18 protein-coding genes are annotated in these 15,928 nt (G+C 56.4%); 1 reads left to right on the top strand and 17 read right to left on the bottom strand.

Annotation, left to right across the window (positions count from 1 at the left end):
- Positions 1-2 precede the first annotated feature (2 nt).
- Complete coding sequence (hemF, locus tag NMD08_RS07660) at positions 3-902, top strand: oxygen-dependent coproporphyrinogen oxidase (RefSeq protein ID WP_187253531.1); 900 nt, start codon at positions 3-5, stop codon at positions 900-902.
- Between the two features lie 88 nt (positions 903-990).
- Here hemF and eutR read toward each other — a convergent pair whose 3' ends face one another.
- The 17 genes from eutR to eutS form a co-directional block, all read right to left on the bottom strand.
- Complete coding sequence (eutR, locus tag NMD08_RS07655) at positions 991-2,043, bottom strand: HTH-type transcriptional regulator EutR (RefSeq protein ID WP_005121920.1); 1,053 nt, start codon at positions 2,041-2,043, stop codon at positions 991-993.
- 48 nt (positions 2,044-2,091) lie between these two features.
- Complete coding sequence (eutK, locus tag NMD08_RS07650) at positions 2,092-2,622, bottom strand: ethanolamine utilization microcompartment protein EutK (RefSeq protein ID WP_151217621.1); 531 nt, start codon at positions 2,620-2,622, stop codon at positions 2,092-2,094.
- A gap of 11 nt (positions 2,623-2,633) precedes the next feature.
- Complete coding sequence (eutL, locus tag NMD08_RS07645) at positions 2,634-3,293, bottom strand: ethanolamine utilization microcompartment protein EutL (protein WP_040233508.1); 660 nt, start codon at positions 3,291-3,293, stop codon at positions 2,634-2,636.
- A 9-nt stretch (positions 3,294-3,302) separates the two neighbouring features.
- On the bottom strand, positions 3,303-4,193 hold the full coding sequence (gene eutC / locus NMD08_RS07640; protein ID WP_003038033.1) for an ethanolamine ammonia-lyase subunit EutC: 891 nt from the start codon (positions 4,191-4,193) through the stop codon (positions 3,303-3,305).
- A gap of 20 nt (positions 4,194-4,213) precedes the next feature.
- Positions 4,214-5,575 (bottom strand): ethanolamine ammonia-lyase subunit alpha, encoded by a 1,362-nt coding sequence (eutB, locus tag NMD08_RS07635; protein ID WP_003038029.1) that lies wholly within the window; start codon positions 5,573-5,575, stop codon positions 4,214-4,216.
- An 11-nt stretch (positions 5,576-5,586) separates the two neighbouring features.
- Positions 5,587-6,990 carry an ethanolamine ammonia-lyase reactivating factor EutA gene (gene eutA / locus NMD08_RS07630; protein ID WP_210904494.1) on the bottom strand — a complete coding sequence of 468 codons (1,404 nt, stop codon included), beginning with the start codon at positions 6,988-6,990 and terminating at the stop codon, positions 5,587-5,589.
- Positions 6,987-8,219: an ethanolamine utilization protein EutH gene (gene eutH / locus NMD08_RS07625; protein ID WP_003038023.1), complete on the bottom strand. Its 1,233-nt coding sequence runs from the start codon at positions 8,217-8,219 to the stop codon at positions 6,987-6,989. Before eutH ends, eutA begins: the two co-directional genes overlap by 4 nt.
- Positions 8,220-8,246: 27 nt before the next feature.
- A complete protein-coding gene (gene eutG / locus NMD08_RS07620; protein WP_187253533.1) occupies positions 8,247-9,434 on the bottom strand; it encodes an ethanolamine utilization ethanol dehydrogenase EutG in 1,188 nt (395 codons plus the stop codon).
- Entirely contained in the window at positions 9,424-10,263 is an 840-nt protein-coding gene (gene eutJ / locus NMD08_RS07615) for an ethanolamine utilization protein EutJ (RefSeq protein WP_151217623.1), read from the bottom strand. Before eutJ ends, eutG begins: the two co-directional genes overlap by 11 nt.
- Before the next feature lie 12 nt (positions 10,264-10,275).
- Positions 10,276-11,679 (bottom strand): aldehyde dehydrogenase family protein, encoded by a 1,404-nt coding sequence (locus NMD08_RS07610; RefSeq protein WP_210904492.1) that lies wholly within the window; start codon positions 11,677-11,679, stop codon positions 10,276-10,278.
- Between the two features lie 11 nt (positions 11,680-11,690).
- Positions 11,691-11,978: an ethanolamine utilization microcompartment protein EutN gene (gene eutN, locus NMD08_RS07605; RefSeq protein WP_005121909.1), complete on the bottom strand. Its 288-nt coding sequence runs from the start codon at positions 11,976-11,978 to the stop codon at positions 11,691-11,693.
- 121 nt (positions 11,979-12,099) lie between these two features.
- Positions 12,100-12,393, bottom strand: a complete 294-nt coding sequence (eutM, locus tag NMD08_RS07600; protein ID WP_005121908.1) for an ethanolamine utilization microcompartment protein EutM — start codon at positions 12,391-12,393, stop codon at positions 12,100-12,102.
- Between the two features lie 41 nt (positions 12,394-12,434).
- Positions 12,435-13,451, bottom strand: coding sequence for a phosphate acetyltransferase (gene pta / locus NMD08_RS07595; RefSeq protein WP_048210962.1), 1,017 nt, complete (start codon positions 13,449-13,451; stop codon positions 12,435-12,437).
- Entirely contained in the window at positions 13,448-14,251 is an 804-nt protein-coding gene (gene eutT, locus NMD08_RS07590) for an ethanolamine utilization cob(I)yrinic acid a,c-diamide adenosyltransferase EutT (RefSeq protein ID WP_286544086.1), read from the bottom strand. The genes pta and eutT overlap by 4 nt, the downstream gene beginning before the upstream one ends.
- A 9-nt stretch (positions 14,252-14,260) precedes the next feature.
- Positions 14,261-14,974, bottom strand: coding sequence for an ethanolamine utilization acetate kinase EutQ (gene eutQ / locus NMD08_RS07585; protein ID WP_151217624.1), 714 nt, complete (start codon positions 14,972-14,974; stop codon positions 14,261-14,263).
- Entirely contained in the window at positions 14,952-15,431 is a 480-nt protein-coding gene (eutP, locus tag NMD08_RS07580; protein ID WP_151217625.1) for an ethanolamine utilization acetate kinase EutP, read from the bottom strand. Before eutP ends, eutQ begins: the two co-directional genes overlap by 23 nt.
- A gap of 12 nt (positions 15,432-15,443) precedes the next feature.
- On the bottom strand, positions 15,444-15,779 hold the full coding sequence (gene eutS / locus NMD08_RS07575) for an ethanolamine utilization microcompartment protein EutS (RefSeq protein WP_003037995.1): 336 nt from the start codon (positions 15,777-15,779) through the stop codon (positions 15,444-15,446).
- Positions 15,780-15,928: the final 149 nt, after the last annotated feature.

Genomic DNA, 15,928 nt, shown 5'->3' with positions numbered 1-15,928 from the left:
TCATGAAGCCCGATGCACAGCGCGTAAAACAGTTCCTGCTCAGCCTGCAGGATGATATTTGTCAGCAGTTATCTGCCGTAGATGGTGCCGGATTCGTTGAAGATAACTGGCAGCGCGAAGCGGGCGGCGGCGGGCGCAGCCGGGTACTGCGTAACGGCGGTATTTTTGAGCAAGCGGGCGTCAACTTCTCCCACGTCCATGGCGATGCAATGCCAGCATCGGCTACCGCCCATCGCCCGGAGCTTGCCGGTCGCAGCTTTGAGGCCATGGGCGTATCGCTAGTGGTGCATCCACAGAATCCTTACATTCCGACCAGCCATGCCAACGTACGGTTTTTTATCGCGGAAAAACCGGGCGCCGACCCGGTGTGGTGGTTTGGCGGCGGCTTTGACTTAACGCCCTACTACGGCTTTGATGAGGATGCAGTTCATTGGCACCGCACGGCGCGGGATCTGTGCCAGCCGTTCGGCGATGACGTTTATCCACGTTACAAGAAGTGGTGCGATGACTACTTCTTTCTCAAACATCGCAACGAACAGCGCGGCATTGGCGGACTTTTTTTCGATGATTTGAATACGCCGAATTTCGATCGCAGCTTCGCCTTTATGCAGGCTGTTGGAAAGGGTTATGCCGAGGCGTATTTGCCCATCGTCGAGCGCCGCAAAGCAATGAGCTGGGGCGAGCGTGAACGCAATTTTCAGCTTTATCGTCGCGGACGCTATGTGGAATTTAACCTGGTGTGGGATCGCGGCACATTGTTCGGTCTGCAGACCGGCGGGCGGACGGAATCCATTCTAATGTCGATGCCGCCGCTGGTGCGTTGGGAATATGACTACCATCCGGAAGCGAACAGCCCGGAAGCCGCCCTTAGCGAGTTTATTCAGGTGCGTGACTGGGTGTAATGGCCTGATGGCGCCAGGCTTCTCAGGCCAACAACAGCGCCGCCTCCCAGACCAGATAATACACAAGGCATCCGACACAATAATTTCATCACGCCCACTGGCGCATGCGCTGATGCAGCGTCAGCGACGGTTTCTCCGCAAACAGTTGCTGGTAGTCGGTGGCGAACTGCCCTAAATGCCAGAATCCCCACTGCATGGCGGCGTCTTTCACCGTGGTACTTTGTGACCACGGGCTTATCAGCTCGCGACGCACGGCGTTCAGGCGAATGCGTTTTAACCAGGCATTCGGCCCAATACCGAGGATTGCGTGAAAGGCGTTTTGCAACGTCCGGCGGCTGACGTGCAGCTGGTTACACAGGTCGAGCACGGTCAGCGGTTCCGACATATTTTCCAGCACGTATTCGCGCGCCCGCGACAGCAAGCGGCGATAGCTCTGATGGCTGATGCTCTCAGCCGTGATTATCGGTTGCGCTTCTTCCAGCATCGTGCCCATTGCCAGCAGCAGGTTATCGCCCAACACTTTACGCACCGCAGGCTGATGGAGATTCGCCGGATTTTCGCTGAACGTTGCCAGCGCCTGCTGTACAAAGCCCCAAAGCGCGGCTTTGTGTTGTTCTTTCACCTCCAGTGCCGACTGGTTGCGCAGCATATGCAGCACCCTTTCCGGGTTATGCAGGAAGTTAGCCTGACGGGCAATCGCCTCTTCTGAAATGACGACACCCAAAATGGTGTAATCATCCGGCGTACTCAGTTCAAACTCTGTCCCACCTGGACGAGTAGCGATTTCAGCACTGCCCAGACACTGGGTGCCGATAAATCCCTGTTCGCCGCGAGTGGCCGGAATACCAAACCAGAATGAGTTCGGCCAGACAAGACACGACTGACGCAGCGCCAGACCGGTGTATTCACGGAACACCTGAATATCGTCGAGCAGGATTTCCGTGAACTCGCCATGAAATTTTCCCGGATGCAATTGGTCGTAGATCTGCTGCCAGGCGGTAATCGTCAGCGCATGCTCATACACATCCGTTGTTCGCCGCTGGTGAACGTTGTCCACCTCCACTTTCGGCGTAAGTTTAACGTCTTCGGGTAATGCTTCATGATAAAGATGGTGCAGGTTAGCAGTACGGGTCTTTTTCATGATCTTTTAAGCCGGAAGCTTCAACGAAGCCCCCGGCCCTCCGACAGGTTAATTTTTTAAGCGATAGCGACTACTGCGTTTACGCAACGCTCCGTCAGAAAAGAGCTGTTCAAGCGCCTTTCTGGCTTCATCAAGTGACCAGCCAAAGTGCGCAGCCACTTCCCCTGCCGTCATTCCTTGACGGACCGATGCCAACAGCGTCAGAAGCTGTGCAGAGGATTCAGAAGCCACCGGGGCACCCTGCGTCTTCTCTGCTTTTACATCTGCTTTCACTTCTGACTTCTGTTCTGGTTTCTTCGGCTGGCGCGTAAAACCGCCGATCAGCCACTGGGTGTCATCTTCTGGCCGCCCTATCTCCTTGCGACTGACAACACGACCTGTACGCGCTGCGGCTGCGCTTCCGGCGTCCAGCGCTGCACGACACGCAGCCAGATCGCCTTCCACAACCAGAGTCAGCCTGCCAGGATCCAGCACCTGGTGACTGAGCAGACGCACGTTCGCGGCTTTCAGCATGGCATCCGCCGCGTCTACGGCAGCCACCATGCCATCCACTTCCAGTAATCCCAGTGCATTGATCATTGCAACCTCTCTTACGCGCGCTGAACAGGATTACGAGCAATATCCAGAACAGCATCAGCAAAAGCGTTACAGGCAGCTTTACAGGCGGCCTGGCTACCGGTTAAAAACGCCGCTGAGTAGTTGGTTTCTGACGGTGGCGGCACATAGGTGACAATCTGTACATCGGCAGATTTGAGCGCCGCATCAATACCAAATGTTGCTTCCAGCGGCGGTGCAACCAGATACGCCATCGGATCGCCAAGTCGGCATCCTGCGGTCGCCGAGAGATACGAACCGGTACGCGAAACCACGTGCGCGAGGAAAGCGGTATCTTCTGCGTCATTGGCCCACTGGAACGCCGCGCCACTTTCAATATTGGCGACCATCGCATCCAGACCGGCGCGAACTTCTGCCGGGTTAGGTCCACCGAGCATGATCAGCACTTCGCCCGAGGTTGGAGAGGGACTGTGCGCCGCACCGGCATACAGCGAGCGGCCATAAACCACTTCCACCATCGCCTGTTTTGTCGCTTCGTCTGCGGCAATATACGCCACGTCATCAGAATCTGCTGTGATGAGTCCGAGACTACGTATATGTGGCGGTAATTTAAGTTCACGGGCAAAACCGTCATTTACCGAGGCAATCACGCGCATTGCGGTGACTGAAGGTCTAATCAAATCTAATGCGGGCATGATGCCTCCTTAACGGGTCATATTGATGCCGGACGCTTTTTGCTCCAGCATGCGTTTGGCCAAATCTACAATCACCGCCGCCGCTTCAACCGGTGGCGTACCGCCCTGGTGAATATTCGAGATACAGGTACGGTCGGCTTCAACGGTCGTCGCCACGCGCGGCGAATAGACGGCATAGCAAGAAAGACTTTCCGACTGGCCGAGGCCCGGACGTTCACCTACCAGCAGAATCACCGCTTTCGCGCCGAGCAGTTCGCCGATCTGATCTTCGATTTTCACGCGACCATAGCGAACGAAGAACGGGGTTCCGACCTTCAGTCCGGCCTGTTTTAAGCCTGACAACAGCGGTGGGAGAATCTCTTCGTAGTTGGCGGTGATGGCGTCAGTAGACAGGCCATCAGAAATAATCACCTGCACATCCGGATTCATTACACACTGTGATTTCAGTGCTTCAATGGCTTCCGCACTCAGACGACGTCCCATGTCCGGGCGCGTCAGATACAGGTTTTTGTCGCTGATTTCAGAGCGCACTTCCAGTAGTCCCTGGGCTTTTACCCACTCTTCCGGCACTTCTTTCAATACCGTATCTTTCGAACGCGAGTGGTCAGCCAGGAAGCGCAGCAGCGCCTGGGTACGCGGACGAGGACCGGCGCGCCCGGTACATACACGCGCAGCGGTGCTACGGCGCAGTTCGGTCAATACCTCTGCCCGATGCGGATTCTCAACGCCAATCCACGCTTTCGCTTCGGCTGAGCCTAAGTCCATCGCACAGCTTTCACCGGTCGGCGCGGCGCACTGCGTAGTGCTGCATTTCACTTCCGCTGATGGCGCTTGAACCTGCGGCTCCCCCATTGACGCCATTACACTGCGTACAATTTCTTCAATCTGTTTTTGATCCATCGTGTGTCATCCCCGCGTCATCAGAAGAACAGTGACGGATCGCCCGCCCGTTTGGTCAGGCGACCGTTTGCCATAATGCCCATGGTTTCCAACCAGCGTTCAAACTCCGGCGACGGACGCAGGTTCAGCAACTGGCGCACGGTCGCAGTGTCGTGGAATGCGGTGGTCTGGTAGTTGAGCATGATGTCGTCACCGAGCGGCATGCCCATGATGTAGTTGCAGCCAGCGGTGGCGAGCAGAATCATCAGGTTTTCGTTGAGGTTCTGGTCAGCATCCGCGTGGTTGGTGTAGCAGCAGTCACAGCCCATTGAGATGCCGCTCAGCTTGCCCATAAAGTGATCTTCTAAGCCCGCGCGAATAATCTGGCGGTCGTTGTAGAGATACTCCGGCCCGATAAAGCCCACCACGGTGTTCACCAGGAACGGATCGTAGTGACGCGCCAGCCCGTAGTTACGCGCTTCCATCGTCACCTGATCGGCGCCGAAGTTAGCGCCCGCAGAGAGCGCGGAGCCTTGTCCTGTTTCGAAGTACAGACAGTTTTCCCCGGCTATGCGGTTAAATTCCGCGCCCACTGCACGCGCCTCATCCAGCATCGCCAGCTCAACGCCAAATTCTTTTAAGCCTTTCTCACTGCCGCAGATACTCTGGAAAATCAACCCACCCGGCGCGCCACGACGAATCGCTTCGATCTGGGTGGTAACGTGTGCCAGTACGCAGCCCTGAGTTGGAATATTAAACTTGTCGATAACGCCATACACGGTATCGAGCACACGGCTTAAGTTTTCCACGTCATCCGTTACCGGGTTGACGCCAATTACCGCATCGCCCGCACCGAAGGACAGCCCTTCGTAGATTTGTGCGGCAATACTCTGCACATCATCACGGGTGTCGTTAGGCTGTAAACGGCAACTGAAGGTGCCCGGCAGACCGATGGTAGTGTTGGCCTTTTTGATCACCGGCATTTTCTTACCGCCGTAGATCAGGTCCGCGTTAGAGCAGATTTTTGCTACCGCGGCGACCACTTCCGACGTTAACCCTTTGCGCGTAAACGCAATGTCATCCACGGAGGTTTCATCGCTCAGCACATACTCGCGCAGCTCGCTGATACTCCAGTTCTTGATGCGGTTATAGGCCGTTTCGTTGACGTCATCCTGAATAAGACGCGTCACGCAGTCCTCTTCATAGGAAATCACCGGGTTGTTGCGAATATCCGCTACCGTCATTTCCGACAGCACCTGCTTGGCCGCCACGCGCTCTTGCGAACTGGTTGCTGCCACACCTGCCAGCACATCCCCCGAACGCAGTTCGTTGGCTTTTGCCAGCACCTCTTTAACATCCTTAAACTGATAAACATTGCCGAACAATGTGGTCTTTAGTTTCATAAGTCGTTCCCTCAGGAAGGAAATGCGAGTGATTTCACCGTCACCGGCACAACCGATCCGCCAAAAAGAGGCGTACCAATGTCGATATAGTCCCCCGCCCGGACAACCACCTCATCGATGACCGCCAGCGGGTGTTGCTGTAACTGTGGGCGTAAAAGCATGCCCAGGGCTTTACCAAAATCCTGCTCGGCTACCACCAGCAGGGGATGCGGATTCGGATAGCGCGCGACAAAGGCCAGCAGCGCATCAATCACCGTTAACAGCGCGGCGTAGCGCACCGGTAGCGAACCGGGCAGCGCCAGCACGTAGGCGTCCGTTTGCGGGTCCAGATCGAGCTGCATTAGCGCCTGTTGCCAGGCGGCCACCAGATCAGCCTCATCAACCGGAATCGCCACTGGCAGATTGCGCAGCGGAAGCGCCACACCCTCCAGCCAGATAGTGCTGCCCGAAAGCGACAGCGTATGCGCCCCGGCGCCAATCACCGTGGCGCGCACGGTTTGCGCCGGAAACTGCACGTTCATCTCACGCAGGCGCGGATGTTCATGCAGCGCCGTTGCTAACAGCGGCCCAATGTCGGAAAAACAGAACGGATCGGCAGGTTGGTTGCGGTAGCACTCGCCCACCCCACCGGACAACGTAATCACTTCAGGTTTCACGCCAACCGGTAACAGACCGGTTTGCATCAGCGCCTGCGCCAGCGGTGAAAGCGTGCCGTCAATCACCTCCACAATCAGCGCAGCCATCCGCCGGGCCACCTGAACAAGCTGCGCCGCATTGAGGGTTCGGGCATCAGTGCCTGGACCAAATACGTCATCAACAATCATCTGTCCTGGCTGATGCGCATGCACCACGCGTCCTTGACCGTCCGTTTCCAGTAGCCGTCCGCCGACGTTCAGGCAGGCCGAGCCGCTGACTTTTCCCGCGTCGAACAAGACGTAGTTCGACGTACCGCCGCCTATGTCGATATTCAGTACGCGGCACAATTTCTGTTCGGACAGGGTTTGCGCTCCCGCGCCATGACCGGCAATCACCGATTCCAGATGTGGACCAGCGCTTGCCACCACGAAGTCACCCAGCGACTGGGAGAGCGTCATCACCGCAGGTCGTGCATTGCGGGTTTTGGCGCTTTCCCCGGTAATGATGATCGCACCGGAATCGACGGTCTCTGGGTCAATCCCCGCCGCCTGATACTGGGCGAGGATCAGAGCTTTCAGTTCGGCCTCTTTCAACCCACCCTGCTTATCAACGGGTGTAAAGAACACCGGGCTTTGCCAGCTAATTTCGCGTTTGATGAATTCGTAACGCGGCACCTGCGACACTGCCGCACGATTGACCAGCTCAAGGCGCGAGAAAATTACCTGAGTGGTGGTGGTGCCGATATCGATACCGACGCTGAGTAGCTGGCGGGTATTCACGATTGCGCCTCCGGATTGGTTTCTGCTGGAGCCGGAACATCTTCGTCTTTCGGTACTAACAGCATAGCCACGCCAATCGCCGTCACGCCGCCGATCAGCTTGCCGACAATCATCGGGAAGATCATGGCGTTCATGTTGGCAGCGGCGAAGCCTAAGTGGTCACCCAGGGCGAAGGCCGCAGAGACTGCAAAGGCGCAGTTGATCACTTTGCCGCGGGTATCCATGTTTTTCATCATGCCGAACATCGGGATGTTGTTGGCAAGCGTTGCTACCATACCCGCAGCCGCAATATTATTAACTTTCAACAGGTTGCCAACGCTCATCAGCGGTTTTTCAAACCAGCGGGTCAGCAGCAGCACCATCGGGTAGGCGCCCAGCAGCACACAGGAGATAGAACCGATAACTTCGATGGCGCGCATCACTTCACCCGGCTTATCGCCCGGTGCCATGAAAATAGGATCAAGACCCGGGATTAGCTCCCAGCCGAGCAGGAACTTGATGACTGCCGCCGCCAGACCGAGGGTGATCAGCGCTACCAGGAACTTGGCGAAGATCTGGAAGCCGTTGATCATTTTTTCCGGGATGAATTTCAGTCCCAGCGCCACCAGCACGGCCACGATCAGCACCGGGATCATGTTCATCAGGATCAGTGCAAAGGTGAACTCCACTGGCTGACCATTTATTTCCACGCCGGAGTACATCGCAACCAAACCACCCGCAATACAGCCAATCGGAATGGTGACGATACCGGCCAGCACGCCCAGCGCCAGATAACGACGGTCAGACGGTTCAATAATTCCCAGCGCAACCGGAATGGAGAAGACCAGTGTCGGTCCCATCATCGCGCCGAGAATCAGGCCAGAGTACAACCATGCCGCCACGTCGCCGCCCGCCAGTTCTTTCGCCAGGAAGAAGCCGCCCATATCGCACGCCAGCAGCGTTCCGGCAAACATCGACGGGTTCGCGCCCAGCATTTCGTACAGCGGAATGATTACTGGTCCGAGCACATGCGCCAGTACCGGCGCCAGCGCGGTCATACCGACCATCGCCAGGCCCAGCGCGCCCATTGCCATAAAGCCTTCTTCGAACTGACCGCCCGATCCCTCAATGCTCTTACCAAACTTACCGAGGAAGCGCGCCGAACCGCCGAACTGAGACAGGATCCTGTCCACGGCAGCAATCAGCATAAAGAACATCATGATGTACATGATGATTTCGTTAATTCCCATAGCCTTCACTCCCTGTCATATGTGTATTTATTGTGCCGCCGCATACAACGCGATAATGTCGGCCTGCGTGGCGGTGCGTGGATTACTGCGAATACAAATATCCTCCAGCGCAGCGTTTGCCCATGCGCTGTAATGCTCGGGCTTTGCCCCAACGTCAGAGAGTCGTTTGGTCTGGCCCACTTCGCTAATCAGCTCGCTGACGGCGTTGATGGCATCACGATCGTCCGACTTCTTGTTGGTTAACGCCCGTCCGATGTGGCTGAAACGCTCACGGCACACCATGCGGTTGAACCCCATTACCGTGGGCAGCAGCATGGCGTTAGCTTGTCCGTGCGGGATGTGCAGCGCAGCGCCCGGCTGGTGTGCCATCGCGTGACACAGGCCCAGTCCCGCGCTGGAAAACGCCATTCCCGCCATGCAGGACGCCAGTAACATGCTTTCCCGCGCCGCCAGATCATGGCCGTATCCCACCGCTTTCGGCAGCGATTTACCAATCATCGCAATCGCGCCAATCGCCAGGCTGTCGGTAAACGGCGTCGCGTTTAGCGCGCTATACGCTTCAACGGCATGGGTCAGCGCGTCAATGCCAGTCATTGCCGTCACGTGCGCAGGAACGCCTTCCGTTACCGCGGCATCCAGAATGGCGACGTCTGGCATAAGGGTTGCGTGGGCCAGCACTTTTTTAAGTCCGGTGGCGGCATCAATAATCACCGTAACGTTGGTGGTTTCTGACCCGGTCCCGGCGGTGGTTGGCACGGCAATCAGCGGTAGACGCGGGCGCAGTACACTGTGCTCCGTCATGTCAGCTAGCGTTTGCGTCGGGTTGGTCACCAGCAGCGCCACTGCTTTAGCGGCATCCAGCACAGAGCCGCCACCAAAGGCCACCACGCCATCGCACTTCGATTCACGCAATTGCGCGACCGCCGCGCAGACGTCCGTGATGCACGGTTCGCCGACCGGACATGGCCACAGCGTCATTGCCACGCCTTTCATCGCCAGGCTACGTTCCAGAGCGGCGGTCATCCCCGCCTCATGCAGGAAGCTGTCAACCATGACAAACATATGCGTCAGTCCGCGCGTTTGCGCTTCCTGTCCGCAGGTACTGAGCGCTCCCAGTCCGCATAATGTGACCGGTGGAACGCTGAACGTTTTTACGCGTTGCAGATTCAGTGCATCGAATGCCTGAAAGAGCGCGGTCTGCAATTCAGCTTGCATAGATTCCTTCCGCTTTTACTTTTCCGCTATTGGCAATCGCCAGCGGGGTCATAAACAGACTGTGCTGCGGTAAATGCACCTGCAGCTCCGGGAAACGCTTACGAAACAGCTCATCAACCCCCGGCTGCATACAGGACCCACCGGCCAGCCATAAATCCGTAATCCCTTGTCCGGCAATATGATGGGCGACAATTTCCGCCATCTTTTCGTAAACCGGCTTAACCACCGGCCAGATTTCTTTGCCGTTGCTGCGTTTGAACTGCTCGGCTTCTTCCAGTTGAATACGACGATTCCCGGCGAGCGTCAGGGAAATGTGGTGCCCACCGGTCGCTTCGTCAGCGGAGTAAGTCACTTTGCCCTGTTTCACAATGGCGATACCAGTCGTTCCACCGCCGATATCGACGACTCCGGCGTTATCAAGCGCCAGCAAATCTGCCACGGCGGTCGGCTCATCCAGCACATGGCTCACCTCAAGCCCGGCGGACTCCAGCACGTTGATGGAGATACGCGGGTCAGTGCCAGGCGGGAATGAGGTAGCCGCATGAGTAAAGCGGCAACCCAGTTGTTGTTCGAGCGTATCGAGATGGCGACGAACAATGGTCACAGCACCGAAGAAATCCCAGACGATGCCATCGCGCACGACGTCGGCCCAGTCCAGACAAACCGCAACCGGCTGCCCTTCGTTGTCGACAACCATCGACACCACATCACAGGTTCCCAAATCAACGCCCAACCACAGCGGTGAATCGCTTGCGGCAGGCGTCTGGTTACACAGCGATGCCGCTTTTTGCAGTCTGGGTGTGAGCCACAGTTGTTCGTCATGCGCCATCTTTTTCACTCCTTATACGATGCGAAACGCATCCACCAGCACACAGCGACGCAGGCGTACAAACGTGCGCGCACTGGTCACCCCTTCCCCGGTTGGCGTGGTAATGGTCATGGTCGTCCAGCCTTCGCCACCAAGTCCAAGGCCGGCAATGCATGGTCCGTTCTTGACGAAAATGCTGGTGTCGATGGCGTTAGCCATACGGTTCATATTGTCGATGTTGCGTGAGTGCATCGCCGCCGTATGGTGACAACCACCTTCGAGCGTAACGGCCAGCGCAATGGCTTCGTCAACGTTAGCTACCCGCACCACCGGCAGCACCGGCATCATCAGTTCAGTCACAGCAAACGGATGCGTGGCGGAGGTTTCGACGAACAACAAGCGGGTTTGCTCCGGAACGTTCAGGCCGATCGACGCGGCGATTTTTGCCGCGTCGCGCCCGACCCAGTCACGGCTGACCGTGCCTTTACCGCGCTCATCGACATTTTTCAGTAGTACCGGTTGTAGCTGTTCAGCCTGGGCGGTTGTCAGTTTGACCGCGTGCTGGCCTTCCATCAGACGCATCAGTTCATCAGCAACGCTATCCACGACGATCAACACTTTTTCATCGGCACAGATAATGTTGTTATCAAACGATGCGCCTTTGACGATGGACTGCGCGGCGCGAGTCAGATCGGCCGTTTCATCCACCACCACCGGCGGGTTACCGGCACCTGCGGCAATCAGACGCTTGTTGGTATGCTTACGCGCAGACTCCACCACCGCTTCACCACCGGTGACGACCAGCAGTCCGATGCCCGGGTACTTGAACAGACGCTGTGCGGTTTCGATATCCGGATTAGCAACGGTTACCAGCAGGTTAGCCGGACCACCTGCGGCGACCACCGCCTGGTTAAGCAGGCCGATCGCGCGCTGAGAAACGCCTTTTGCTGCCGGATGCGGCGCAAAGACGACGCTGTTACCCGCGGCAATCAGGCTGATGGCGTTGTTAATGACGGTCGCCGCCGGGTTGGTGGACGGCGTTACCGAAGCCACCACGCCCCAAGGTGCGTTTTCAATCAGCGTCAGGCCGTTATCGCCGGTCAATACCTGTGGAGACAGGCATTCCACGCCTGGGGTGCCACGAGCCTGCGCCACGTTTTTGGCAAATTTATCTTCAACGCGTCCCATGCCGGTTTCACTGACGGCAAATTCCGCTAATTCTCTGGCGTGTTTTTCGCCCGCTTCACGAATGGCGTGAATGGCCAGTTGGCGCATAGCGACGCTTTTCAGCCCCTGCTGAGCCACTTTTGCTGCCGCTACTGCGTCATCCAGGGAGGCAAAGACGCCCATTTCTTGAACGGCACTGACGGGCTGACTGCTGTCTTTCATTTTCAGCAGCACCGCTTTCACGACCTGTTCAATATCCTGTTGATTCATGATTTTCTGCCTTATTTGTGAAATACCACTTTCCCACCTGCCACCACTTCATCGACGATGCCAATCACGCACAGATCGACAGGCGATGAGTCGTTATGGTGCGCCTGGCGGGCTGAGCTTCCACTGACCAGCAGCACCCACTCTCCGGTTCCCGCCCCGATGCTGTCTATCGCAACAGCGCACTGCCCGTCGGGATTTCCCTGGGCATCAATCATTTCCACCATCAGCAACTTGTCGTGCGCGAGCCCCTGATGGCGAACGGTACAAACAATTTGTCCTGTGACGATTGCCAGTTTCATACCCGCCTCCGTGGCATATTTCAGGTAAAACCTCCCCCTACCCTCCGCAGAAGGTAATGTGAAAAGGAGAGAGGGTGACGCCAGCTTTCTCTCAACGATCCAGTGGCGTCACTTGGACGACTTACATATCGTTGCTGTCGCCTTTGAAGCTGATCGGGAACACTTCTTCCAGATCGCCATGCGGACGCGGGATAACGTGCACAGAAACCAGTTCACCGATACGCTGCGCGGCAGCAGCACCAGCATCCGTAGCCGCTTTGCAGGCTGCCACATCACCACGAACCATGGCAGTACACAGGCCGCCACCGATCTGCTTCACGCCAACCAGTTTCACGCGCGCCGCCTTAACCATTGCGTCAGAAGCCTCAATCAGTGCAACCAGGCCCCGGGTTTCAATCATTCCTAATGCTTCCATTATGCTTTCCTCTTAATCAAAGGGGTCCAGAACGGGACCGTTCATTCAACCAGTGTTTGCGAGACGCTTTCACGGCTCACGTCAGTCTGGCGCGGCACAGCTGCCACTAACGCCAGTTCGATAATTTCCTGTACGCTACAGCCACGAGAGAGGTCATGAAGCGGTGCTGCAAGGCCCTGAATCAATGGACCAACGGCACGATACCCTCCCAAACGCTGGGCGATTTTATAACCAATATTGCCTGCCTCCAGCGATGGAAAAACCATCACATTGGCATTGCCCTTTAACGGACTGGCGGGCGCTTTTTGCGCGGCGACATCCGGCACAAAAGCGGCATCAAATTGCAGTTCCCCATCCACGGTAAGCTGTGGGGCACGCTCACGAACGATCTCCGTAGCCTGCTGCACGTTAGCAACATTGGGATGACGAGCACTGCCGTTGCTGGAAAACGACAGCATGGCCACGCGCGGCTCTTCACCCGTGATCGCCTTCCAGGTTTCAGCGCTGGCGATGGCGATGTCCGCCAACTGTGCAGCGGTGGGCTGCGGCACAACGCTACAGTCTGCAAATCCTAATGACGGCCCGAGATACTGCGGCAGCATCAGGAAAATTGACGACAGCGTTTTGCAGCCAGGCTGTAATCCAATAATGCGCAATCCTGCACGCAGCACGTTTGCCGTTGACGACAAGTTGCCTGCAATACACACATCGGCTTTACCGGCACTGACCATCGCGGCGGCAAACATCAGTGGATCGTTGAGCTTCTCGCGCGCATCCGGCGGCGTTTTTTCGCCCGCGCGGGCCAGCCAACGCAGGGCAAACTCTTCACGCATCTGTACATTGCTTTGTGGATCAATAACCTGAATACCATCCATGGCTACGCGATGGCTGAGCGCAAACTGGCGTAGCGCAAACGGGCTGGCAACGAGAATGGGGCGTGCCAGACCATGCTGGTGCAGGTAATTGGCGGCTTTCAGCACCCGTACATCCAGCGCATCCGGGAACACCACCCGAGCGGGCGTTTGTTTGGCGAGTTGGCGAGCACGTTCAATGATCATGACTTCTCCCCCAGTCGCTGTTGGATTTGGCTGACGCTTAGCGGATGCTTCGCCACGCTCAGAATCATCATTACGTAAACCGTACTGGAAAGACGGTTGAGCGCCTGCAGAATGTCCGGTCGCAAGACTTCAAAACTGCGGGTGATAAATACCTGAGCGGCCACCGTTTCCGTTTCGCGGACTTTAGTGCGCAGCAGATTAAGCAACGCGCAATCACGTCCGTGGCTGGCTTCAGGCACCAGATGATCGTGGTCCAGGTAACGCAGCGGCTGATGCGAAAGGCGGTGTAAATCTTCGTCGCTTAAACCAACAATGGCTTGTGCGGCCAGCGGTTCATCCACAGCATCAGCCCGCATAATATTGCCCAGGCGCGAGCGAATATCCGCCAGCCACGGCTGCCACGGCTCCGCCAGTTCAATTTGCAACCACACGGCCAGACCAATGGTGCTGTCCAGCGCGGCGCGAAATCCAAGCCTCGGGTCACTTTTGGCGACCATTTTGTCCGCCGTCAGATGCGTCAGCGTGTCAGGTTTCTTCGCCACCGGTTGATGACACAGTTCACAGGTCGCCTGCGGATGTGTATCGCTGCTGGTTAAACCATGTACCGGCTGCTGCTGCTGTTCCTCGTCGTCAACAAACAAGCTTCCCTGCTCGTCGATATACTTAATGCGCAGACGACGGCTTTCCAGCAATTCCCGGGCAGACGGCGTCAGGCGAGCATCAGCGGGGAGATGAATTTCAGCCCCTTCGCTGAGCGTATGATTCGCTCTGAGCCATGCTTCGGTAATGAAATCCTTCATACATCCGCCTTAGCAGGACTGCCAGTTCGCAGGCCAGGCCACATACAGGAACTTCACTGTTGATGGCGTACCAAATTCGATGCTGGAGCCTTTCGGGATAAACATCACGTCCCCGGCTTTGGCAATCATGGTTTCGCCTTCATGACGAACGTGCAGCTCGCCTTCCAGAATCATGTCGATTTCGTCGTAGTTCAGCGTCCATGGGAAAAATGCGTTATCCCACTGCATAAACCCGGCGGCCATACTGCTGCCGTCCTGGTCGGTCACCAGATCGGTTAAACCGACGCAGTGCGGCTGCGCGCCATCAAAACGACCAAACTTCACGCTGCTGCCGTCGATGACTTTCACACCGCCTTTGCCAGTCACCGATTTAAAACTCGGCTGCATTCCGCCCTGTTCCAGCGACTGCTTTTCCTTCATCACTTTGTCCATCAGTTGGGCGACCAGGCTTTCGGTAAACTGCCCTTCTGGCAATTGCGCAATGATGGTTTCACGAATGCGCTGGCTTTCCGTTTTGCCGTCCTCCACCGCAGCAGGCGCTGCGGTTGTGGCCGACATAGTGGCCGGAGCGGATTCATCGCATTCAGTGATAGTGACGCCGAGCAGCGCCGCAACTTCGCGCGCCTCCGGGGTGATGATACTGGCGCGCAGAACAACAGACATTTCCTGTTCGCCGCGTGCGTGGGCCGCACGAATATCGTTAGCTGTGATGAGTTTTTTCACCTGCCCTTTCCTCCTTTTGGCTGAGCTCAGTCAGATAATCCACCAGGTGCTGCACACTGCTTGGGTCGTGGCAATTGAGCTCAAAAATTGGCTCCTGAAACCCCATCCCACGAAGTAGTTGTCGCGTTGCGGCGACGTCGGCATCCGGCACATCCGTTTTGCTGATAACGGCGATTTGTCGTTTACTGGCGCCGATATCCAACAGCCCGGCAGGTAAGCGACTTTCTTTATCATTTGCCGCATGTATATAAATCAACGTATCGACATCCTGCAGCGTGGTAATTAAGGCGTGATACCAGCGCGGATGGCTAAAATATTCTCCTGGCGTATCGATATCGCCGTTTTCATTAAACTCCACGGCCTGTGTTTTTCTGGCGAGGGAATAATTCCCTTGTAGCGCGTTAAAGAGCGTTGTTTTCCCTGCCCCCACCGTACCGACAAACGCAATACGTTTCATCACCGCCTCTGATTAACTTTTTGTCAGATTGCACAAAGTGAAATTTAATAATCGCCCGAGGCCGCTTACCGTCTGTAATAACGCTTCTTCTACCGCGCCTACTGAGCCGTAGATCACCAGCGCGCCGCTGAATCTATCGAGAAAGCCGATGTGTACATCCGCCGCTTTCATCGCTAAGTCACCTGCAATCATCGCGGTTTCGCCTGGCGTCAACGTCATGATGCCGATAGCGCCCGCTTCGGGAACGCCGATCTTTTTCGCCAGTTCCTCACCGGGGTGCGCAATGAGATGCGCCAGCGTGACCTGTTTCCCCGGCACAAACTCCTGAATAATGCGTTCTTTTTCCATTGCTCACCGCCTCCGCTAAAACTGCCCTCATCGTGGCAATTTTTTGTCAGAGTAAATAACAAAATTCGGCAACCAGGTTTAAAAGGTGAAGTGGATCACTAAGAAAGAGGAAATAAAAAGGCGCGGGAGAAACCCGCGCCGGAATTAAT

Origin of the sequence: Citrobacter meridianamericanus (genome assembly GCF_041320245.1) — a bacterium.
Lineage (GTDB): Bacteria > Pseudomonadota > Gammaproteobacteria > Enterobacterales > Enterobacteriaceae > Citrobacter > Citrobacter meridianamericanus.
The sequence above is the reverse complement of the archived record's forward strand: the minus strand, read 5'-3'. Positions and strand labels throughout refer to the sequence as shown.